16 protein-coding genes and 2 pseudogenes are annotated in these 21,587 nt (G+C 74.2%); 7 read left to right on the forward strand and 11 right to left on the reverse strand.

All coding sequences use genetic code 11. The features are described 5' to 3' along the window. Positions 1-58: 58 nt before the first annotated feature. From IG64_RS35355 to IG64_RS35370, 4 genes and pseudogenes are all read right to left on the reverse strand, one after another. Complete coding sequence (locus IG64_RS35355; RefSeq protein WP_037864146.1) at positions 59-985, reverse strand: FG-GAP repeat domain-containing protein; 927 nt, start codon at positions 983-985, stop codon at positions 59-61. 250 nt (positions 986-1,235) lie between these two features. Beyond that, complete coding sequence (locus IG64_RS35360; protein ID WP_037864148.1) at positions 1,236-2,588, reverse strand: glycoside hydrolase family 3 N-terminal domain-containing protein; 1,353 nt, start codon at positions 2,586-2,588, stop codon at positions 1,236-1,238. Positions 2,589-2,910: 322 nt separating this feature from the next. Next, a pseudogene (locus tag IG64_RS35365) lies at positions 2,911-3,453 on the reverse strand (TetR/AcrR family transcriptional regulator C-terminal domain-containing protein); the annotation flags it as partial. A 426-nt stretch (positions 3,454-3,879) separates the two neighbouring features. Next, positions 3,880-4,116 (reverse strand): annotated as a pseudogene (locus IG64_RS35370) (TetR family transcriptional regulator); the annotation flags it as partial. Between the two features lie 131 nt (positions 4,117-4,247). Here IG64_RS35370 and IG64_RS35375 point away from each other — a divergent pair. After that, complete coding sequence (locus IG64_RS35375) at positions 4,248-5,387, forward strand: FAD-dependent oxidoreductase (RefSeq protein ID WP_037864149.1); 1,140 nt, start codon at positions 4,248-4,250, stop codon at positions 5,385-5,387. Between the two features lie 14 nt (positions 5,388-5,401). Here IG64_RS35375 and IG64_RS35380 read toward each other — a convergent pair whose 3' ends face one another. Continuing rightward, entirely contained in the window at positions 5,402-5,977 is a 576-nt protein-coding gene (locus IG64_RS35380; RefSeq protein ID WP_037864152.1) for a GNAT family N-acetyltransferase, read from the reverse strand. A 525-nt stretch (positions 5,978-6,502) separates the two neighbouring features. Between IG64_RS35380 and IG64_RS35385 the strand changes: the two genes are divergently transcribed. From IG64_RS35385 to cydC, 4 genes are all read left to right on the forward strand, one after another. Continuing rightward, positions 6,503-7,795: a cytochrome ubiquinol oxidase subunit I gene (locus IG64_RS35385; protein ID WP_037864153.1), complete on the forward strand. Its 1,293-nt coding sequence runs from the start codon at positions 6,503-6,505 to the stop codon at positions 7,793-7,795. A 278-nt stretch (positions 7,796-8,073) separates the two neighbouring features. Then, positions 8,074-9,096 carry a cytochrome d ubiquinol oxidase subunit II gene (locus tag IG64_RS35390; protein ID WP_037864157.1) on the forward strand — a complete coding sequence of 341 codons (1,023 nt, stop codon included), beginning with the start codon at positions 8,074-8,076 and terminating at the stop codon, positions 9,094-9,096. A 16-nt stretch (positions 9,097-9,112) separates the two neighbouring features. After that, complete coding sequence (gene cydD / locus IG64_RS35395) at positions 9,113-10,822, forward strand: thiol reductant ABC exporter subunit CydD (protein WP_051813714.1); 1,710 nt, start codon at positions 9,113-9,115, stop codon at positions 10,820-10,822. Continuing rightward, a complete protein-coding gene (gene cydC, locus IG64_RS35400) occupies positions 10,819-12,570 on the forward strand; it encodes a thiol reductant ABC exporter subunit CydC (RefSeq protein ID WP_078884400.1) in 1,752 nt (583 codons plus the stop codon). The genes cydD and cydC overlap by 4 nt, the downstream gene beginning before the upstream one ends. Positions 12,571-13,010: 440 nt before the next feature. Here the strand turns inward: cydC and IG64_RS35410 are convergent, their stop codons facing one another. The 6 genes from IG64_RS35410 to IG64_RS35435 all read right to left on the reverse strand — a co-directional run bounded on the left by IG64_RS35410 (position 13,011) and on the right by IG64_RS35435 (position 19,308). Then, positions 13,011-13,979, reverse strand: coding sequence for an LLM class flavin-dependent oxidoreductase (locus tag IG64_RS35410; RefSeq protein WP_037864165.1), 969 nt, complete (start codon positions 13,977-13,979; stop codon positions 13,011-13,013). A gap of 229 nt (positions 13,980-14,208) precedes the next feature. Further along, positions 14,209-14,577 (reverse strand): antibiotic biosynthesis monooxygenase family protein, encoded by a 369-nt coding sequence (locus IG64_RS35415; protein ID WP_037864168.1) that lies wholly within the window; start codon positions 14,575-14,577, stop codon positions 14,209-14,211. Between the two features lie 40 nt (positions 14,578-14,617). Then, entirely contained in the window at positions 14,618-16,114 is a 1,497-nt protein-coding gene (locus IG64_RS35420; RefSeq protein WP_037864170.1) for an FAD-binding oxidoreductase, read from the reverse strand. Beyond that, a complete protein-coding gene (locus IG64_RS35425; RefSeq protein WP_051813717.1) occupies positions 16,111-17,298 on the reverse strand; it encodes an FAD-dependent monooxygenase in 1,188 nt (395 codons plus the stop codon). Before IG64_RS35425 ends, IG64_RS35420 begins: the two co-directional genes overlap by 4 nt. Before the next feature lie 174 nt (positions 17,299-17,472). Further along, positions 17,473-17,799 (reverse strand): TcmI family type II polyketide cyclase, encoded by a 327-nt coding sequence (locus tag IG64_RS35430; RefSeq protein WP_037864172.1) that lies wholly within the window; start codon positions 17,797-17,799, stop codon positions 17,473-17,475. A gap of 24 nt (positions 17,800-17,823) precedes the next feature. Beyond that, positions 17,824-19,308 carry an FAD-dependent monooxygenase gene (locus tag IG64_RS35435; protein ID WP_037864173.1) on the reverse strand — a complete coding sequence of 495 codons (1,485 nt, stop codon included), beginning with the start codon at positions 19,306-19,308 and terminating at the stop codon, positions 17,824-17,826. Positions 19,309-19,825: 517 nt separating this feature from the next. On the opposite strand from IG64_RS35435, the gene IG64_RS35440 reads away from it, so the two are divergent. Together IG64_RS35440 and IG64_RS35445 are read left to right on the forward strand one after the other, a co-directional pair. Continuing rightward, positions 19,826-21,037 carry a cytochrome P450 gene (locus IG64_RS35440; RefSeq protein WP_037864174.1) on the forward strand — a complete coding sequence of 404 codons (1,212 nt, stop codon included), beginning with the start codon at positions 19,826-19,828 and terminating at the stop codon, positions 21,035-21,037. Between the two features lie 40 nt (positions 21,038-21,077). After that, positions 21,078-21,281: a ferredoxin gene (locus IG64_RS35445; protein ID WP_234438710.1), complete on the forward strand. Its 204-nt coding sequence runs from the start codon at positions 21,078-21,080 to the stop codon at positions 21,279-21,281. The last annotated feature ends 306 nt before the right edge of the window (positions 21,282-21,587 follow it).

Below are 21,587 nucleotides of genomic sequence, written 5' to 3' on the forward strand. Positions count from 1 at the left end.
GCCGTCCCCCGCGGGGAACGGCCCGTTCAGATGCCCCGCGCGGGGCGGGGCGTCCGGATCAGTACAGGATGCGGTAGGTGTTCCAGCCCGCGTTGCCGATCTTCACACGCGACGCGTAGGGCGCGGACGCCTTGCCGGTGCCCTTGTACAGCCACAGCGCGCCGTTCTTGTCACGGGCGAGCAGGTCGGTGATGCCGTCGTAGTTGATGTCACCGACGGAGAGCAGGGTGTTGTACGTGTTCCAGCCGCTGCCGATGCGGGTGCGCGCGGCGAACGGGGCCTTGGAGTCGCCGGTGCCCTTGTAGAGCCACAGCACGCCCGAGGAGTCCTTGGCGACGAGGTCGTCCTTGCCGTCGCCGGTCAGGTCGCCCTTGCCCGCCAGGTCGGTGTAGGCGTTCCAGCCGCCGCCGACCTTGTAACGCGAGGTCAGCTTGCCGTTGCCGTAACCCAGGTAGAGCCACAGCACGCCCGAGCTGTCGCGGGCCAGCAGGTCCTCGTAGGAGGCGCCGCCCAGGTTGCCCGCAGAGAGCACGCGGTTGTAGATGTTCCAGCCGCCGCCGACCAGCACCGACGGGGAATTCCACTTGTTGTAGTGCAGCTCGCCCGCGGTGACGTCCCAGGTGCCGTCCGACTCGCCGTCGAGGTTCTGGTCGACCTGCGTGATGGAGCGGGCGTCCTGCCAGCCGTAGCCGGACGGCTGGCGGGAGTCGAGGCCACCCGTGCCGTTGGGCGGGTAGCCGTACACGTCACCCTTGCTGTCCACGCCGTACACGGCGTTGACCTGGGCCGCCTTGAACTGCGCAGTGACGCTGTACTTCGCGGCGCCCGACGCCTTGGCGGCGGCGGAGACCTGCGAGACAGACCGTCCGGGTGCGTCGGCGGCGAAAGCGGCGGTGGTGCCGGTCGCCACCAGCGCGGCGGTGACCGCCGCAACCGTGACACGCGCCGCGGTACGACGCGTGTTCAGGCCGGAGCTTTTGGCCACGTGGGTCCTCCAGTTGATCATGGGGGCCGGATGACGGGCCGCGCTGCGGCCCGGAAAGATCCGGAGATACTCCGCGATCTTTCCACAGCTCCCTCACGCATCAACCGGGATTTCTCCCTGTGGGCGAAGTGGTACAGAAGCGGGACAGAAGCGCAACATGAGCCGTACAACCATTCCCGTGCTCACGGTTCTCCGAAGGCGCTCCGGCGCTCCTGATTCCGGCTCGGCCCCGGTTCGGGACGCCGTCCCCTCATCCGCAGTCCAGCAGGCCCGCCTTGTGCTTGGCGTCGAGTATCCGGTGCACGGAGGCGTCGACCTTGTCCCGGAACGAGGCGTCCTGCTTCATCCGGCTCTGCACGGCCCGCGTCATCTCCGGCACGATGGACGGCCGTATCGTCAGGACCATGTCCCCACCGGCCGCGATGAAGTCCACCGCCCGCTGCGCCGGGGTGAAGGACCGCACCGCCACCGCGTCACCCAGGTCGTCGGAGATGACCACGCCCTTGAAGTTCAGGTCGTGGCGCAGCAATTGGCCGATCACCGCCGGGGAGAAGGCCGCCAGGTGCTTGGCGTCGATCTTCGTGTAGACGGCCGAGGAGATCATGACGAAGGGCGAACCGGCCTGGATCCCGGCGCGGAAGGGTTCCAGCGAGGCGGACTTGGCGGTCGTGACCGAGTCCACCACGTTCGCGGTGGTGTCCGTGTTGCCCAGCACCTGGCCCAGGCCGGGGAAGTGCTTGAGCGTGGTCATCACCCCGGACTGCGCGAACCCGGCGGCGAAGGCGCCGCTGTGCGAGGTCACGGCGGCGGGGGTGTGACCGTACTCGCGGTGGAAGTAGCCGATGGGGCGGTTGCGGGTGCCCAGGCTCGCGGGAACCACGTCGGCGATCGGAGCGAGGTTCAGGTCGACCCCGGCGGCCTTGAGCTGCTTGGCCCAGTCGGAGGCGCGGGTGCGCAGGGTCGCGGTGCTCCAGCCGCCCTGGGTCAGTCCGTCGGGCATCGCCGAGAAGCCGGGGCCGCTGAGCACCTGCACCTGGCCGCCCTCCTGGTCGGTGGCGACCACCATGCCGGCCCGCCGCCCGCCGACCTGGTCGGACTGGGCCCGGATGCCGTCGACCAGCTTCCGGGTCGCCGCCGTACCGGCGTTGCTGCGGCCCGTCAGCATGACGGAGCCCACGTGCTGGTCGCGCAGGGTGCGCAACTGGGACGCGTCGGGGTGCGCCGCGGAGACCCCGCCCATGAAGAGCTGCCCCACCCGCTGGGCCGTGGTCATGCCGGAGTAGTAGTCGTTCACACACTGAGCGGCCCTGGCCGAGGGCAGGGCACGTGGGGTGCTCTGATGGTCACCGAGGGTGGAACCCTGGCTCCTGGCGGCGGCGGGCGGGTCGGCGGGGGTGCGCCCCGCGCTCGACGGTGCCGTGCTCTGCGTGCCGCGGGCGGTCGGGAGTCCCGTCGGGGAGCCGGTGGCGCTCGTCGAGCCGACGGCGCCCACCTGGGCGGAGGTCCCCCCGCATGCCGTCGCCGCCAGAAGCAGGGTGACCACGGGGACCGCGGTGCGCAGGGCGGCCCGGTGGCCCCGGGTGCGTCGGACACGTGCCGGCATGACTTCTTCTCCCGCCTTCGACGTTCTCCGCACCGCACCAGAGGTGCGGGCGGGGCGCGCCACCGCGTTCCTCACGCGGACCGCGCCTCTTCCGTCCTTCACACGGTACGTCGCCGTCCGACGGCTCACACCTGCCCACCGGCCGGCGGAGCCGGGGACGGTCCGCTCGCCCTTCCGGCGGACCGGTGGGGGATCAGCCGGTGCCGCTTCCGCACCAGTGCCTGCCCGGGTTTCACGGCGGGCCGTGGGCGTGCGCGCGGGCAACTGCGCGCGGGCGCCGGGGAACGGCGTCCGGGTGCGCGGCGCACGGTGCGGGGAGGGCCTACTCCCCGGGCGGGTGCAGGGCGGTGATGCCGGCGAGGACGAGACCGAGCCCGGAGAGGAACTGCTCGCGGTCGTCGTGTCCGGGCAGCTGGGCCGCGACGGCCCGGGTGAACGGGTAGTCGTCCGGGTCGAGTTCCTCCCACGCCGCCGACACGCTGCCGAGGAACGCGGCGCGGTCCGGGACCGGCTCGCCGGCCCGGGCGCCCGCGGAGTTGGCGGCGTTCTGGCCGGCGGCGCCGAGGACGTAGTGCACCAGCGCAGAGGTCGCCGTGAACCAGCCGGCCTCGGGCACGCCGAGCGCGGCGACCTGCCGGCCGATGCTTTCGAAGATCCGCGGGGTCACCGACCCCCAGGGGTTGCGCGAGAGCTGCAGGGCGAGTTGCGTGGCGAGCCAGGGGTGTTCCTCGATCGCGTCGAACAGGCCGAGCGCGACGGCCCGGATCGCGTCCTGCGGCGATCCGGCGGCCCGGTCCGCCTCACGGGGCCCGCCCGGCCGGGCAGGCGCCCGGCCCGCACCGGTTCCGGCGGACGTCGCGGCCGCGCCGGACCTGCCAGGGGTGCGGGGTCCCGTGGACGCACCGCCCGCGCCGGCCTCCGCCGGCGGGCGACCCGTGCCGGTTGCGGCGGGCGCACCGCCCGCAGCGGCTCCGGCGGGCGTCCCGGCCGTGTCGGGCACGCCGGGCGGGTCAGGCGTACCGGATCCCGTGGACGCACCGCCCGCGCCGGCTCCCGCAGCCACGCCGCCGGTATCGGCGCCCGAAGCGGCACCCCCCGCATCGCCTCCGGCAGGCACCCCGGCGGCGCCGGGCTCGGCGGAAGCCCCGGCCGCGCCGGCTCCGCCGGGCGTACCTACTTCGCCGGGCGTGCGGGCTTCGCCGGGCGTGCCGGCGGTCCCGGAACCCGCAGGCGCCCCCGGTCCCGCAGGCGCGCCGGGCACTCCCGGTCCCGCAGACGCGCCAGCCGCCTCGGGGCGGGTGGTCAGGGCGCTGGTGACGACCGCCTCCGTGGCGGCGCCGAGCAGCTCGTCCTTGTTGGCCACGTGCCAGTAGATCGCCCCGGGCCCGGTGGCGAGGCGCTCGGTCAGCGCCCGGAACGTGAGCCCGTTCTCACCGGCCGCGTCGAGCAGGTCGACGGCGGCCTCGACGATGCGCTCCCGGGAGAGCGCCTCCGTACGCCGCTGTGACCGGCGCGTCCGCGTTGCCATGGCTGACATCTTGACACGCCTGGAGCGCCGTTCCAACATTGGAACGGCGCTCCAGGATGGAACGTCGTACCAGAATGCCCGGCCGCCCGGACCCGTCCGCGGCCCCGCCCCCGGAGGAACGAGGAACCACGATGCGCACCCCCGTCACGATCGTCGGCGCGGGCCTGGGCGGCCTCACGCTCGCCCGCGTCCTGCACGTCCACGGCGTCCCGGTCACCGTCCACGAGGCCGAGTCCTCCCCGGCGGCCCGCACGCAGGGCGGACTGCTCGACATCCACGACCACAACGGACAGCTCGCCCTGGAGGCGGCCGGTCTGACGGACGAGTTCCGCGCGCTGGTCCTGGAGGGCCACCAGGCGATGCGGATCCTCGACCGGGACGGCAGCGTGCTGCTCGACGAACCCGACGACGGCACGGGGGGACGACCCGAGGTGCGGCGCGGTGAACTGCGCCGGATCCTGCTGGAGTCGCTGCCGGCCGGCACGGTCCGGTGGGGCAGCAAGGCGAGCGGCGTCCGGTCCTTGGGCGGGGGCCGCCACGAGGTGGCGTTCGCCGACGGCGGCACGGCCGTCACGGAGCTGCTGGTCGGCGCGGACGGAGCCTGGTCGCGCGTCCGGCCGCTGCTGTCCGGCGCGGTGCCCGAGTACACGGGCACGTCCTTCGTCGAGACCTACCTGTACGACGCCGACGACCGGCATCCGGCCGCCGCGAAGGCCGTCGGCGCCGGGTCGATGCTCGCGCTCGCCCCCGGCAAGGGGATCCAGGCCCACCGGGAGGACGGCGGCGCGCTGCACACCTACGCGGCGCTGTCCCGGCCGCTGGAGTGGTTCGCCGCCCTCGACTTCGCCGACGCCGCCGCGACGGCCGCGCGGATCGCCGGGGAGTTCGCCGGCTGGGCACCGGAACTGACGGAGCTGATCACCGGCGGGGACACCCCGCTGGTGCTGCGCCCCCTGTACACCCTGCCGCCGGCCCACCGGTGGGACCGGGTGCCGGGGGTGACCCTGCTCGGCGACGCCGCCCACCTCATGATCCCGTCCGGCGAGGGCGCCAACCTGGCCATGTACGACGGCGCCGAACTCGGCAGGGCCCTCGCCGCGCACCCCGACGACACCGAGGCCGCGCTCGCCGCGTACGAACGGGACCTGTTCCCCCGCAGTGCGGGGGAGGCCGCCGAAGCCGTACGCCTCCACGAACGCATGTTCGGCCCCCGTGCACCCCGCGGCCTGTTCGAGATGTTCGCGGGAGAGGAGCGGGCTGCTTCCGCGTGAGGACTGCCCGCGGGTCAGCTCTCCCGGCGGAGGTCCAGCATGCAGAAGACCTTGTCGTACCGGGCCTCGCCGACGGCGACGAAGGCGGGCAGCCGGCCGTACTCGGTGAAGCCGAGGGAGCGGTACAGGCCCAGGGCACGGGTGTTGTCGCCGCGGGCGTCCAGGGTGAGGACCTCGACGCCCGCCTCCCGGGCGTCGGAGATCAGTGCGGCGGTCAGTGCCCGGCCGGCCCCTCGGCCCTGCGCGGCGGCGGCCACCGCGAGCTTCTCCAGGTCGGCGTGCGGCCGGTGCGTCGGCCGGGCGTAGCGGACCCAGTACCCGAACCCGGCGAGCCGCCGGCCGAGGTAGGCGGCGCGCAGGGCCGCGTCACCGGAGCGCGCCTCGCAGCGGACGTGGCCGACGAGTTCCGCCACCTCGTCTGGCGAGGGCGGTTCGACCCAGCCCAGCGCGGCACCCGCACGGACCAGCTCCGCGAGGACGCCGTGCGCCGCCGCGGCGAACCCGGCCTCCAGCTCCGGGTCGGACGCCAGCTCCCCGGCGTCGAGGAGGGTGAGGGGGGCGGTCACACCGCTGGTCAGGGCCGGATCCATGCCCCGCAGCGTAACCACCCCCCGAGCCGCACCGACACTCCGTACCCCCGCGCCACTTGCGCACCGACACTCCGTACCCCCCGCGCCACCTGTACTCCGTACTTGCGCACCGGCCTTCGCATCCCCGCCGCGACCGCTGCCCGCCCTCCGGGCGGCCCGTGCCGGAGCGGGCGAGGAAGGGCGGCCGGCGGGACTCAAGCGAAACTCGACCGCCGGTTGCTTCGATGAACGGCATCAGGAACGGAACAGCAGGCCGTCACCGGCTCCGTGCCCGCACCGTGCAGGACCGGACGGAACCGCCCGCCCGTGGCGAACCGGATCCCGTGCCCGGCCGACGGACGGCGCGCGCCGGAGGAATCAGGGGGACGGACGTGCCCGAAGCCGCCGACGCCCGCGAAGGGATGCTCATGCCGGTCTCCCGTATCCCTGCCGATGACCGACTGTCCGGCGCCGCTCGGACATCGAGCACTGACGCCACCGACGCGCCGCCGGCGGCCGGACCGATCTCTTTGGGGTGACTAGGACATGGGAACCGTCGGACTGGCACGCACCCAGTTCGCCTTGACCGTGGGGGTGCACTACCTGCTCGTCGCACTGACCCTCGGACTGGTGGTCATGGTGGCGATCTGCCACACCCGCTGGGTCCGCACGGGCGACCCGGCGCTGCGGCAGGCCACGAAGTACTGGGGCACCCTCTACGTCATCAACTACGCGGTCGGCATCGGCGCGGGCATCGCCATGGAGTACCAGCTCAGCGCCAACTGGTCGGGCCTGGAGAACATGGGCGCCGGAGTGTTCGGCGCCCCGCTCGCCGTGGAGACCGTCGTCGCGTTCTTCGTGGAGTCGACCTTCCTCGCGCTGTGGATCTTCGGCTGGCAGCGGCTGCCCGCGAAGGCGCATCTGGCCTGCATCTGGATCGTCGCCGCGGCCGCGTACCTCTCCGTCGTCTGGGCCCTGCTGGCCAACGGGTTCATGAACAACCCGGTCGCGTACGAGATGCGCGACGGCACCCTCCAGCTGACCGACCCGCTCGCCCTGTTCACCAACCCGAACGCCTGGATCGCCATCCTGCACGTCATCGGCGGAGCCGTCGCGGTCGGCGGGTTCTTCATGCTCGGTGTCTCGGTGCTGCTGCGCAGGCGCGGCCGGGCCGACGACACGTTCGTACGGCACTCGATGCGCATGGGCGCCCACGCCGGCTTCTGGGGCGCCCTGCTGGTCGGCCTCAGCGGCGCGGTGCAGATCGAGCGGATCGGCGAGCAGCAGCCGATCAAGCAGGCGCTGCTGGACGGCGACAGTGAGCGCATCACCGCGTTCCAGCGGGAGCTGACGGAGCGTTTCGGGGACGCCGGGCTGCCGCCGGCGCCACTGGTGCAGTACAGCGCCTACGTGATGATGGCCGTCGGGTTCGTCCTGCTGATCGTCTCCGTGTGGACCCTGATCGCACTGCGCGGCGACCGGATGCTCACGTCGAAGCCGCTGCACCGGGTGCTGCGGGTCGCCATGGTGATGCCCTTCGTGGCGAACATCGCCGGCTGGCTGGTCCGCGAGATCGGCCGGCAGCCGTTCGTCATCGACGACATCCTCACCACCCGGCACGCCTTGACCCCCTCGCTCACCACCACCCAACTGACCGTCTCCCTGGTGGTGCTGGGGGCGATCGTCACGACCCTGCTGATCCTCGACTGGTGGCTGCTCGGCAAAGCGGCGATGCGCGGCCCCGCGCAGGCCGATCTGTGGGCGCAGGAGTCCGGCTCCGGTGAACGCCCCGACCCCGGCGGCGCACTCGACGACGAGCGCGACAGCGTCCTGCTCTAGAGCCTGTCCGGCGGATCGGCTCGCACCCCCGTGGCCCGCGCCTTGCCGTACCGGAGAGCGGGGGCCGGTGCGTGCGGCTGCGAGGCGGTGGCGGCGTCCACGCGGGCGCGGGCGGCCGGCGACGACGCGGCGGAGGAGCGTACCCGGCGCCTCAGCCGCTCCGCGCCGGGCCGCGACCGCGATGTCCGCCGGACCGGCCCCGGAGCCTGCCTGCCCGTCACGGCGCCCGCCGTCCCGTCCCGCCCCCGCACCTCACGCTGCAAAGGAGCACACCGGCCATGAGTTACCCGACCTTGTGGACCATCGGGTTCATCGCCTTGTTCACCGGCTACCTCACGCTCGCCGGAACCAATTACGGAGTGGGCTCGACCCTGCTGTTCACGGCTCGTGACGACCGCGAACGCCGTCAGGTGCTCGGCGGCCTCGGCCCGTTCCTGCTCGTCAACGAGTCCTGGCTGCTGGTGTCCCTCGGCGTCCTGGTCGGCACCATGCCGGGCCTGGAGACCCAGCTCCTGGTCGGCGCCGCGCCGTTCGCCCTGATCGCCATGGCCGGCGCACTGGTCCTGATCAGCGCCGTCATGCTCCGCAGCCGGCACCCCGGGGCCACCGTGCGCAGGCGGTGGGACGGCGTGATCTGCGCGGCCGGCACCGCGGCGGCGTTCGGCTGGGGAGCGTTCCTGGTCGCCGTCGCCGGGTCGCTCGACCTCGACGGCGGCGGCCGTGTCCTGGGCAGCGGCGCGGCGTTCACCCCGTACGCCCTGCTGGGCGGGGTGAGTGCCGTCGCGCTGCTCGGCGCGCACGGCTGCGCCTTCACCGCCGCCCGCACCACCGGGGCGGTCGCCGCCCGCGCCGGCGTCCTCGCCCGCCGGCTGTGCGGCGCCGGCTGCCTGCTCGTCGCCCTGACCGTCCTCGCCTCCTGGGCCGGCGGGCACACCGACGGGGCCGCGCTGCGCCGGCCCGCCCTCGCGCTGCTGCTGCTCGCGCTCGCCGTGCTCGCCCTGCTGCCGGCCGCCCGCGCGCTGTCCGCCGGACAGCCCTGGCGGGCGTACGCGGCCACGACCGTCGCGGTCGGGCTCGCGCCGGTCGCCGTGTTCGCGGCCAAGTACCCCTACCTGGCCACCCCCGCGCGGTCCGGAGTACGGGCCGTCGCGGCCCAGGACCTCGCCGCGGACAGCACCGCACTGGCCCTGATCACCTGGACCGCGGGCCCGGTCCTGGTGCTGGTGATCGCCGTGCAACTGCGGATGTGGTGGCTGCTGCGCGCACCCGCGGAGCGGTCCACGGCCCCCGCCTTCCACTGACGCCCCCGGGGGACGCATGAAGCACGGACCGCTCGACCCCGAACTGGTGCGGATCCACCCGCGCGTGAAGGTGTTCCTCCTGGTGTGCACGGCCGGTGCGGCGCTCGGCGGCGCGCTGCTCGTCGCCCAGGCGCTGCTCCTCGCCCGGGTGCTCGCCGCCCTCTTCGGCGGCGGCTCCCGCGAGGCCTTCGCCACGGTGCCGCTGCCCCTGGTCGCCGGGGTCGTCGCGGCCCGGTGCGGGCTCGCCTGGTGGGAGCGCTGGTACCCGGCGCGGGAGGCGACGCGGGTGCAGCAGGCGTTGCGCGAGGAACTGGTCGAGGCCGCGGGCCGGGGCCGGATCCGGGGCGCGGGGCCGCGGCCCGCCGCCGTGGTGGCCGTGCTGACGCGCGGCGCGGACGCGCTGGAGGGCTACGTCTCGGGCGCCGTGGCCGTGCTGCCGCACGCCGTCGTGGTGCCGCCCGCCGTCGTGTGCACGCTGCTGTACCTCGACGTGCCCTCCGGGCTCACCGTGCTGGTCACGCTCCCCTTCGTCCCGCTGGTGCTCGCCGTCGTCGGACTGCACACCAAGGCGCGTACCGAACGGCACTGGAACGTGCTCCTGCGCCTGGGCGAGCGCTTCCGCCAGGCGGTCGGCGGACTCACCACCCTGCGGGTGTTCGGGCGGCAGGACGACGCGGCCCGGCGCATCCGCGCGGCCGGCACCGAGCTGCGGGTGGTCACGATGGCCACCCTGCGGCAGGCGTTCCTGTCGTCCTTCGTCCTGGAGACCATGACCACCCTGGCCGTCGCCCTGATCGCGGTGCCGGTCGGTTTCCGGCTGCTCGCCGGGGACATGTCGCTCACCGCGGGCCTCGCCGTCCTGCTGCTCACCCCGGAGGCGTACCGCCCGCTGCGCTCCCTGGCGCTGCGCTTCCACGCCAGCCAGGAGGGCCGGGCCGTACTCGACCAGGCCCGCCGGATCAGGGCGGCCGCCCCTGAGCCGGTGCGGCCGGCCGCGCCGGGGCCGCACCCGGTGCCCGTGCCCAGCCCGGCCCGCGCGCCTGTCGTCCTGGACCGGCTGACGGTCGGGTTCCCGGGCGGCCCCGCCGCGCTGACCGGGGTGTCGCTGACGCTCGAACCCGGCCGCTGCCACGCGCTGACCGGACCCAGCGGCGCGGGCAAGAGCACGCTGCTGCGCACCCTCGCCGGCCAGCTCGCACCGCTCGGCGGCGAGATCCGCGTCGGGTCCCACCCGCTGCCGCACGTCCCCGGCGCCGCGTGGACCGCCCAGCTCGGGGTGGTGCCGCAGCGACCGCACCTGTTCGCCATGTCCCTCGCGGACAACGTCCGCCTCGGCCGCCCCGACGCCGGCCCCGACGAGGTGTGGCAGGCGCTGGCCGCGGCCGGTGCCGCCGACTTCGTGGCGGCACTGCCCGACGGCCCGGCGACCCCGCTCGGCGACGGCGGCGCGGTGCTCAGCGCCGGTGAACGGCAGCGGATCGCGCTGGCCCGCGCCCTGCTGCGCAAGCCGGCGCTGCTGCTGCTCGACGAACCCACCGCCCGGCTGGACGGCGAGACGGAGCAGCGGGTGCTCGGCGCCCTGCGTGCCCTCGCCGGGAACGAGCGCACCACGGTGCTGGTGGTCACCCATCGCCCCCGGGTCATGGAACTCGCGGACACGGTCTTCCACGCCGCTGACGGCTCGGTCGACGTCCAGCCGCGCCTGCTGGAAGGACAGCCGACATGATGAGGCGTTCAGCCCCCGCACTGCTGCGGACCCGCCTGGTCCTCGCGGCCCTGGCCACGGCGCTGTGCGAGGCGTCGGCGGTGGCCCTGACCGGCACCGCCGCCTGGCTGATCTGCCGGGCCTCCGAGCAGCCCCCGCTCGCCGCCCTGTCGGTGGCGGTGGTGGCGGTCCGCGCCCTGGCGATTCTCCGCGGCACGCTGCGCTACGGCGAGCGGCTGGCCGGACATGACGCGGCGCTGCGGATCATGGAGCGGGTGCGCGGCCGGTTCTTCGACGCCCTGGAACCGCTGTCCCCCGCCGGGCGGCCCGCGTTCCGCCGCGGCGACCTGCTCACCCGGCTGCTCGCGGACATGGAGGCGGTGCAGGACCTGGTGGTCCGGGTGGTGCTGCCCGGCCTCGCGGCGCTCACGGTCGGCGCCGGTGTCACCGCCTGGGTCTGGCTGCAACTGCCCGCGGCCGGTGCCGCGCTGGGCTGCGGCCTGCTGGCCGGCTCGGTGCTGCTGCCGGTGGCGGCGGCCGCCGCCCTGGACCGGGCGCGGGTACGCCTGGTGCGGGCCCGCGGCACGCTGGCGGTGCGCAGCGTGGACATCATCGAGGGGGCCGAGGACCTCGCGGTCTGCGGGGCGTCGGCCGCCGCCACCGAGCGCGAGCGCGCCGCCGCGCGGACCGTCGCCCGGCTGGAACGCTCCGTGGCGCTGCGCGGGGCCACCGCCGGTGCCGCAGGGCTCCTGGTCCGGCTCGTGACCACCGGCGCGGTGGCGGTGCTCGCCGCGAGGGCCCAGGACGCCGGGCGGCTCGGCCCGGTCACCGTCGCCGTCCTCACCCTGACCGCGCTCGCCGCCGTGGAGACGAGCGCTCCCGTGCAGGCCGCCGCGGAGCGGTTCGGCGAACTCGGCCATGGGCTGCGGCGGTTGCGGGAAGTCCTGCGCGCCCGCCCGCCCGTGCCCGAACCCGCGCACCCGCTTCCGGTGCCCGCGGGCCCCCTCACGCTGGAGTTCGACGATGTCACCGTGGTGCCCCCGGGAGCTTCCCGGGCGGCCCTGAGCGGATTCGGCCTGTCCCTGGCCCCGGGCCGCAAGGTCGCCCTGGTCGGGCCGAGCGGCGCGGGCAAGAGCACCGTGCTGGCCGCCGCGCTGGGGTTCGTCCGCCCCGGGGCGGGACAGGTGACGCTGAACGGCGTGCCGGTGGAGCGGGCAGGCGGCCGGCAGCTGCGGCCCCGTCTGGTGTGCGGGCTCACCCAGGAGCACTACGTCTTCGCCGGCACGGTCCGCTCCGTGCTCAGGACCGGCCGGCCGGACGCCGAGGACGCCGCACTGTGGTCCGCCCTCGAACAGGCCGGTGCCGCCGCGTGGATCCGTGCCCTGCCGGGCGGCCTGGACACCGGAGTACGGGACGACGCGGCCGAGTTGTCGGGCGGGCAGCGCCAGCGGCTGGCGCTCGCCGCGGCCCTGCTCGCCGATCCCCGCGTCCTCGTCCTGGACGAACCCACCGAGTCCGTCGATCCCCTGACGGCCGACGCCCTGCTCCGCGACACCCTGGCCGCGGCGGGCGGCCGGTCCCTCCTCCTGGTCAGCCACCGCCTTCGCGGACTGGAGTCGGCCGACGAGATCGTGGTGCTGCGCGCGGGGCACGTCGTCCAGCGCGGCAGCCACACCGAACTCCTCGCTCAGGAGGGTTACTACCGCGACCAGTACACCGCCGAACGCGAGGCCGAGCAGCGCACGGCGCCCGCGCTCACCGCGCGGTGAGCGCGGGCGCCGTACAACGGTGAGCCCGGGCGGGCGCCGTACGGGCGGCGGGCCCGGGCAGGCGGTGCGTGCGGCGGGCGCGGTGGACGGTGGTGCATGCGGCGGACCCGGGGGCGGTACCTGCGGCGGGCGCGCGGACAGGGTGGCCCGGCCGCGAGCCGCAGGAGGATCCGGCGCCACGGGAGCCCCGGGGAGGCCTGGCACACCCCGGACGGGTCGGGGGTGTGCCCCGGGAAGGCATGGGGAGGCTCCGGACGAGATCGCGGCGTGCCCCGGGAGGGCCCGGCACGCACCGGACGGGTCGGGGGTGTGCCCCGGGAAGGCATGGCGGACGCTCCGGACGAGATCGCGGCGTGCCCCGGCGACGCCCGGCACGCACCGGACGAGATCATGGCGATCGTCGTCACCGCGCGGCCGGGCGGCAGGCGCCGGGGCGGCCGTCACCGGCCCAGCAGCGGCGGCAGCTCCTCGCTGATCAGCTCGATGTTCCGGACGGTCAGGTCGTCCGGCATGCCGGCGATGCTCGCCCAGAAGATCAGGTGCTCCACCGGCAGCCCCTCGACCGTCTCCTTGATCTCGGCCGCGGCTTCCGCCGGGGTGAGGATCTTCAACGCGCCCCACGGGGCGTTGGAGGTCCGGTTGCGGAACTCGTCGGGGTGGATGATCGGCGGCCGGGGCTTGTCGGTGCCCTCCACCGACGACTGCCGGTAGCTGTTCATCTGGTGGGCGAGACAGGGCGCCACACGTGCCCACGCCTCCTCCGGGTCGTCGGCGAGGATGATCGGCAGCAGACCGGACAGCCGGGCGGTCGCCGGGTCGTGGCCGCCCTCGACCAGGCCCTCGCGGTAGTGCGGGAACAGCTCGCGGGAGATGTGCAGCAGCCCGATGCCGAGCCGGCCCGCCATCCGCGCGCCCCGGGGCCCGTAGAAGCCGCCCCACAGCGGAACGGGTTCCTGGACCGGGCCCGGGGTGATGCCGCCCTCCTCCCAGAGCCTGCGGACCTCGCGGATGTTCTCCTCGGTCCGCCGGAACCGCCGCGTGAAGTCCGCGCCCATCAGGTCGTACTCGGGAACCCGGTAGCCGGCGCCCATGCCCAGTTCGAGGCGTCCGCCGCTCACGAGGTCGACGATCGCGGCCTCCTCCGCGAGCTGGGCGGGCCTGCGCAGCGCGGGCAGCACCACCGAGGTGCCGATCCGGGCCCGGCGGGTGCGGGCCGCGGCGGCGGCGGCGAAGGTCAGCGGCTGCGGCAGATAGCCGTCCTCGAAGAGGTGGTGCTCGGTGAACCACAGCCCGCCCACGCCCCGCCGGTCCGCCTCCTCACAGAATTCCAGACTCTGCGCGTAGTGGTCGGCCCAGGGGCGCTTCCAGCCCTCCGGGTTCCGGAGGTCGAAGAGAATTCCGACATCCATGGTGAAGTCCCCATTCAGTGAGTGAGTTCGCGAGCCGGACCGGCTTTCGGCGTACGGCTGCTGACCGCGGCGGGGAGTCGTGAATTTTCTCCCCTTCTGGGCCGGGAATGATTTCCCGCCCGGGTGGGCGCCGCGTCGGACGGTGCGGACCCGGGGCCGGAAAGCGAGTACGGCACCTCCGCGGGAGGTGCCGGAACCGCTGGGATCCGTGGGCTGCGAGATCCCCGGGTCAGGCCTCGCAGAGGCCCTCGACGGCGATCTTCTCGAAGATGTGCGCGTACGACACGATGTCGTCGGGGACCTGCGCGGACATGGCCTGGAACTGCGGGTTGCCGAGCGCCTTGGCGAGGGCCTCGGTCGACTCCCAGATCGCGACGTTCATGAACTGCCGGCTGCCCGCCGTGCCCTGGTGCATCTGCAGGGAGACGAATCCCGGCTGCGCCTTCATGAACTCGGCCTGCTTCTTCCAGTGCGCCAGGAAGGACTCGGACCTGTCCTTCGGGACGATGAAGGTGTTGGCCAGGACGATGGGCCCGGTCTTCTCCTTGAACTGCGCGAACAGCGGCGTGGTCGGGTCCAGGTTCTCCAGCTTGGCCATTTCTGACTCTTTCTCTCGGTGTTGATTCACTGCCGGCCCTTCAGGCCGCGCCTATTCCCTGCGCGAAGCTGAAGAGGCCGTTCGGGTCGTAGCTGTTCTTGGTCCTCACCAGTCGCGGATAGTTCTCGGCGTAATAGGAGGTCTTCCAGTCCGCCAGGTCCGGGTCGATGAAGTTCTGGTAGGCCTCGCCCGACGAGAGCGGGTCGACGGCCGCGAAGCCCGCGCCGACCCAGGCCTTCGCGGCGGCCCGCAGCTCGTCGGTGACCGGCCCCTGCGCCATGAAGCCCTGGAAGTTGACGGAGAAGCGGCTGTCGCGGTGCACGAAGGCCGTCGCGGTGCGGTCCAGGTCCCGGACGGCGCCGTCGATCGGCAGCACCTGGAGGCCGTGCGTCTGGCCGCCGGACACCCGCTGGTCGTCGAAGAGCGCCAGGACGCGGGCCCAGCCCTCGCGCGGCACGTCGTCGCGGATCAGGCGGCTGCGCTCCAGCGCGAACGCGGTCCGGGGAAGCTGCCCGCGCGGGAAGACGTCCGACCGGTGGCACTCCTCGGTGGTCCGCCCCGCGCATCCGAAGATCCCCGTCATCAGGTCGCGGTAGGACAGCACCGACGTCTGCCGCGCGGCCGGCGTGCCGGTCAGGGAGTCCAGCCGGGCCAGCTCCGCGTCGAGTTCGGCCGGGCTCCCGGTGGAGACCACGATGACCGACGGGACCGGGACGTTGCCCGGGGCGGCGTCGGCGAGGGTGACCACCGCCGCCGAGCCGATCGTACGGGGGCACTCGGCCAGCCACCGGGAGTAGCCGTCGAGCATGTCGAGCGCCTGGTCGTAGGTGTAGCCGAGGCGCGCCGTGGCCACCTGCGACAGGACGGACGGCGTCAGCGTGTAGGACGTGACGATGCCGAAGTTGCCGCCTCCGCCCCCGCGCAGCGCCCAGAACAGGTCCGGGTGCTCCCGTGCGGAGGCCGTGACGACCTGGCCGCTCGCCAGCACCACCGTCGCCGAGGTCAGGGCGTCGCAGGTCATGCCGAGCGTCCTGGTGAGGAACCCCAGCCCGCCGCCCTGGACGAACCCGCCGGCGGCGACGGTCGGGCACGCGCCGCCGGTGAGGGCCAGCCCCGAGCCGGCCAGCGTGTTCAGCACGTCGACGTTCTGCGCGCCCGGACCCAGCGTCACCGAACCACCGCCGACGCGCACCGAGTCCAGCCGCGACACGTCCACCACCAGGCCGGTGCCGGTGGAGTACCCCGCAGCGCTGTGGCCGCCGCTGCGCACCGCCGGAGCCAGTCCGTTCTGCTGTGCGAAGGCGAGGCACAGTGCCGCGTCCCGCGCATCCGCGCAGTACGCGACGGCCTGCGGGGCGATGGTGTCGAACTGCATCAGGTCCAGCTGCCTGGCGGTCGCGTACCGGGCGTCGGAAGGGAGCACCAGGTCACCGGTGAGGTGCCTGCCCAGCCGGCTCCACGGAGCGGCGCCCAGACCCAGGACGCGGGTGGCGGGGACGGCCGCGGCGGTCCCGAGCAGCGCCCGACGGGAGATCACGAGGGGACCTCCTGCCTGCGCTCCGGTGTCCCGGCCCGTCCGGCCGGGTGCCCGGCGCCAGCGTCCAGGCCGCCGAGCCGGGCGGCCAGCAGGTCGCGCACCGCCCGGTGGCCGAGGAGTTCGCCGAACAAGGAGCGCACCGGCTCGATCTCCGGGCCGCCGAGCATGATGAGGGCCTGGGCGTCGATGACCGCCATGGCACGGCGGCCGGCCCGGTGCCGCTCGTCGTGGTACGAGTCCAGCAGCCCGGCCGGCGCGGTGCCCGCGACCTCGGCGGCGAGCTTCCAGCCCAGGTCGAAGGCGTCCTGCAGCCCGAGGTTGATGGCCTGGCCGCCGACCGGCAGGTGGCGGTGGGCGGCGTCCCCGGCCAGCAGCACCCGCCCCCGGCGGTAGTGCGCGGCCTGGCGGCTGACATCGCCGAAGGCGTTCACCCACACCGGGGTGCCGCCGCTGATGTCCTCCCCGGTCACCCGCGCCCACGCCGCGACGACCTCGTCGAAGCCGGGCGCGGCGGTACGCACCGCGGGCGTGCGCCCGTACTCGTGCACCATGACCCGGGTCAGTCCCTCCCGCGTCGCGGCGACCGCGAAGCCGCGGGGCAGCCGCTGGAAGCGGCGGTCGGGGATGTCCACCCCGCGGACGTCGCAGCGCAGCAGCTCACGGCGGGCGTCCCGGCCGGGGAGATCGAAGCCCGCCAGGGCCGCGACCGTGCTCTCCTCGCCGTCGCAGCCCACCACGTACCCGGCGGTCAGCCGCACGCGCCGCCCGGACCCGCCGGTGACGGCGTCGATGCTCACGCCGTCCGCGGCCGGACGCAGCGCGCGGACCTCGTGTTCGCGCCTGATGTCCGCGCCGAGCCGGCGCGCCCGGTCGCCGAGCAGTGCCTCGACCCGTGCCTGCGGCACCTTCCACTGGCCCGCGAACGGGGAGGGCTGGCCGTCCAGGCCGAGGGGCAGACCGCCGAAGTGCCCCCGGGGTTCACGGGGCACGGTGCCGAGCCGCGCCAGCAGGCCGCGCTCGTCCAGGAGTTCCATGGTGCGGGCGTCCAGCGTGGTGGCCCTGGACTCCGTCGCAGGCGCCGCCAGCCGCTCCAGGACCGTCACCTCGGCCCCGCCCACGCGCAGTTCGCCGGCGAGCGCCAGCCCGACGGGCCCGGCACCGACGACGATGACCCGGTCGTCCACGTCAGCACCGGCCTTCGGTGTGGTCCCCGTGCCCCAGGGCGGCGCCCGCCGGGTACGGCCCAAGGCCCTCGGGCGCCGGGCCGCCGCCGGTCCTCGCCGCACGGGAGCGGACCGCGACCGCACCGGGGAGACCGATCCCGCGGCTCGCGGAGCGGCCGTCGCTCAGCAGCTCGCTCACCGGGCGTCCCAGTGGTAGAAGCGCTGTGCCATCGCGTCGGCGGGCGAGCGCCAGGTGGCCGGGTCGTAGGCCTCGATGAACGGCTTCAGGTCGGCGCTGACGTTCACGAACAGCGGGTGGTTCTTGGCCTCCTCGATGGCCGCGCCGCCGCCGTCGGAGTCGAAGTCCTGGAGGTGGAAGTAGAGGCCGCGGTAGCTGAACAGCTGACGGCGGCGGGTGCCCATCAGCCCCGGCATCTCGGTGTTGTCGAACTCCCCGAAGATGCGGGAGACCTCGGCCTGCGACGCCGGGTCCATCCGGGCAACGATCAAGGTGCTGTGCATCGATCTCTCCTCATTCGAAGGCGATTACTGACGGGAGGCCGCCACACGACGCGTCCCGAACCAGCGGTCCAGCGCGTCGGGCAGCGGCCCGCAACCGGGGTCCGCCCAGGCGACATGGCCGTCGGGGCGCAGCAGCACGGCGGACGTCCCGGCGAGCAGGCACCCCGGCGGGAGGCGGTGCGGGGCCGCCGTCACCACGTCGACCCGGTCGGCCCAGGGCTCGGCGGCCCGGCGCAGCTCCGGGTCGTCCGCCAGGTCCAGCAGTACGCCGCGCCCGGTGCTCAGGCCCGCGATCGTGGTCGTCGGCCCGTCCGGCCCGCGCAGCTCCCGCTTGGGGACGCGGGCGCCGAGCAGCGGATGGGTGCCGGGGCCGACGTCGTAGCGGATGTCGAGACCGCTGACCATTCCCGCCAGATGGCGGCGGACCTCGTCCAGCTCCATCAGGTCCGCGACCACCGCGCGCAGCGGTTCGACCTCCGATCCGGACAGGAAGAGCACGCCCTGGGCCAGCGTGTTGACCAGCAGCCGGGCGCCGACGGGATGGCGTTCGGCGTGGTAGGAGTCGAGCAGCGCCGGCGGGGCCGACCCGCGCACCACCGCGGCGAGCTTCCAGCCGAGGTTGACGGCGTCCTGCACACCGACGCTCAGACCCTGCCCGCCCACCGGGAGATGGGTGTGGGCGGCGTCGCCGGCCAGCAGCACCGAACCCCGCCGGTACTCGGTGACCTGGCGCGTGGCATCGCCGAAGGAGCTGATCCAGTGCGCGGTGCCGCCGCGCATGTCCTCGCCCGTCAGCCGCTCCCAGGCGTCCGCCACCTCGGCGAACTCCGGGGGCCGGGTGCGCCGCCGGGGCGGGACGCCGTGCTCGACGACGATGATGCGGTCGACGCCGTCGCCGAGCGGGGTGGCCATCACCATGCCGGCCGGCAGCCGTTCACCGATCGGACGCGGCCTGAGCGCGCACCCGCCGATGTCGGCGACGAACATCTCGCGGGTCGACGGGGTCCCGGGGAACTCGAACCCGGCGGCAGCGCGCACGAAGCTGTGGCCGCCGTCGCAGCCGATCAGGTAGCGGCAGCGCAGCAGGCGCGGCCCGCCGGGCGTCTCGGCCTCGACCCGCACGCTGTCGCCGTCGTCGTGCAGGCCGACCACGGTCCAACCGCGCCGGACGTCGGCGCCCAGCTCCGCCGCCCACTCCCCGAGCACCCGCTCGGTGGTGGCCTGCGGGATGCTCCGCGCCCCGAAGTGGGCGTCCATCAGGACGCTGTAGTCCAGCGGCAGCCCGCCGAAGTGCCCCGAGGCGCTGATCCCCAGGTCGCCGAAGCGGGGCAGCAGCCCGCGCTGGTCGAACAGTTCCACCGCGCGGGCGGTGAAGCCGAGGCTCCGCGACTCCTGCGACGGCCGCTCCAGCCGGTCCAGGACGAGGGCCTCGACGCCGCCGAGGCGCAGTTCCGCGGCCAGCACGAGCCCCGCGGGGCCCGCGCCGACGATGATCACCGGAGCGTCCATGGGGCCTCCTTGGCAGGCGGGAACCGCGGCAGGAAGCCGCGGGAGAAAGGGCGGTGGCCGGGCAGGCGGTGCGCGCGGCCGGGAAATGACCGAAGGGCCGGGGCGCTTATGAGAGGAATTCGAAGAAATCTGGCTCGCCGCCCCGCTGCGCATTACCGTGCCACCGGGTCTGTCGCGGTGTCAACTGCCCATTTACCGTCCGGTACTTCTCTACCGCGCCTCTATTTCGCCTCCAGTGCGCCGCTACCGTCACCGGGCATCCTGGGGGGCCTGGCCATGGAATGCGCGCAGCTCTATTTCTTTCATTCCTCGGCCGCCGCCATTCGAATACATGAGGACACGTCGAGGACTCCTTGAGTGACGTGTCATTCGAAAAGGCCCGAGCAGATACGGATCCGGCGCTCGGCTCCGCCGTCCTCGACGTCCACCGGTGAGCCCTCTCCCCTTCCATGACCGCCGCAGGAGCCGGGGCAGCAGGCCGCGGCGAAGAACCCGCCATCACACCCGAGGAGGCCCGGTGACCCGTCCCATCACCTTCCCGCAGGACCGCTCCTGCCCGTACGAACCGCCCGCCGGCTACCGGTCGCTGCGGCAGGAGGGCCCGCTGACCCGCGTTACCCTCTACGACGGCAGCACCGCCTGGGCGGTGACCGGCCACGCCGAGGCCCGCAGGCTGCTCGGCGACCCGCGGCTGTCGGCCGACCGGCGCAAGCCCGGCTTCCCCATGACCAGCCATGTGCTGACGGCGCTGCGCCACCTGCCCCCCTTGCTGTTCAACGCGGACGAACCGGAGCACGGCCGGCAGCGCCGGATGCTGATCCCCGGATTCGGCGTGCCGCGCATCAGGGCGCTGCGGCCCCGGATCCAGCAGATCGTCGACGAGCTGCTGGACACGATGGTCGAGCAGGGGCCGCCCGCCGAACTGGTCTCGGCGTTCGCGCTGCCCGTGCCGTCGATGGCGATCAGCCTGCTGCTCGGGGTGCCGTACGAGGACCACACGTCCTTCGAGGAACTGTCGCGGCTGGTCATGCGCGGGTCCGGGCCGGAGGAGTCCGCGGCCGCGCGGGGCAAGATGCTGGGCTACCTGGAGGGGCTCCTCATCGACAAGGAGCGGCGCCGGCGGCAGGGGCAGGAGGACGGCCCGCAGTCCGGGCTGCTGGACGAACTCGTACGGGACCGGCTGCTCACCGGCCAGACGGACCACGAGGAGATCGCCAGGCTGGCGTTCAACCTGCTGGTGGCCGGGCACGAGACCACCACCAACATGATCTCGCTCGGGACGCTGCTGCTCCTGGAGCGTCCGGACCGGACGGCCGCACTGCGCGCCGATCCGGGGCTGCTGCCGCAGACGGTCGACGAGCTGATGCGGCATCTGTCGGTCGTGGACGAGCTGTTGCGGGTGGCCACCGAGGACATCCCCTGCGGCACCCAGGTGATCCGGGCGGGCGAGGGCGTGGTCTTCAACACCTCGATGATCAACCGGGACGCGGACCACTTCCCCGAGCCGGACGAGCTGCGCCTGGACCGCGCCGGGCAGCACCACCTGGCGTTCGGATTCGGGGTCCACCAGTGCCTGGGCCAGAACCTGGCGCGGCTGGAACTCGAGGTGGCACTCGGCACCCTGTTCCGGCGGCTGCCCCGGCTGCGCTCGTCCGTCACCGTGGACGAGCTGCCGATCAAACCGGGGGACACCATCCAGGGCCTGATCGAGTTCCCGGTCGAATGGTGACGGATCCGGCACAGGGCGACGGCGAGGAGGGACGACGGAGATGGCGATGATCGAGGTCGATCGCGAGGTGTGCATCGGCGCGGGGCTCTGCGCCTGGAACGCACCGGAGGTCTTCGAACAGGACGAGGAGGGCCTGAGCCGGGTCCGGGCCGGCGCCGGATCCGGCGAGGGACTGGACGAGCGCGCCCTGGAGGAGGCCCGGTCGGCCTGCCCGGCCCAGGCCATCCGCCTCACGGGGGAGTGACCCGGCGGCGGCCGTGGCGGGCGGTTCTGGTCCGTTTGCGACGGCCGCCGTGGCAGGCGGTTCCGCTCCGCCTCGTGTGATGCGGTGACACGGCGGCCCGGCCGGCAGGACAGGGACCCGGTGTCATCCCCAGGTCTGACACGCCGTCACGTACTCCGACCGGAGTCGCCCGCCGGAACAGGAGCAGCGGCTGACTTCAGGGCCCGCTCGCGCCGGGACGATGGAGAAGTCCCGGAAAGAAGCGAGAGGGAGTACCGAAGATGGCGAAGCTGCAGAGCCTGGACGAGATGACGCCGATGTTCGCGC

This window comes from Streptomyces sp. NRRL S-340 (assembly GCF_000720185.1).
Classification (GTDB): Bacteria; Actinomycetota; Actinomycetes; order Streptomycetales; family Streptomycetaceae; genus Streptomyces.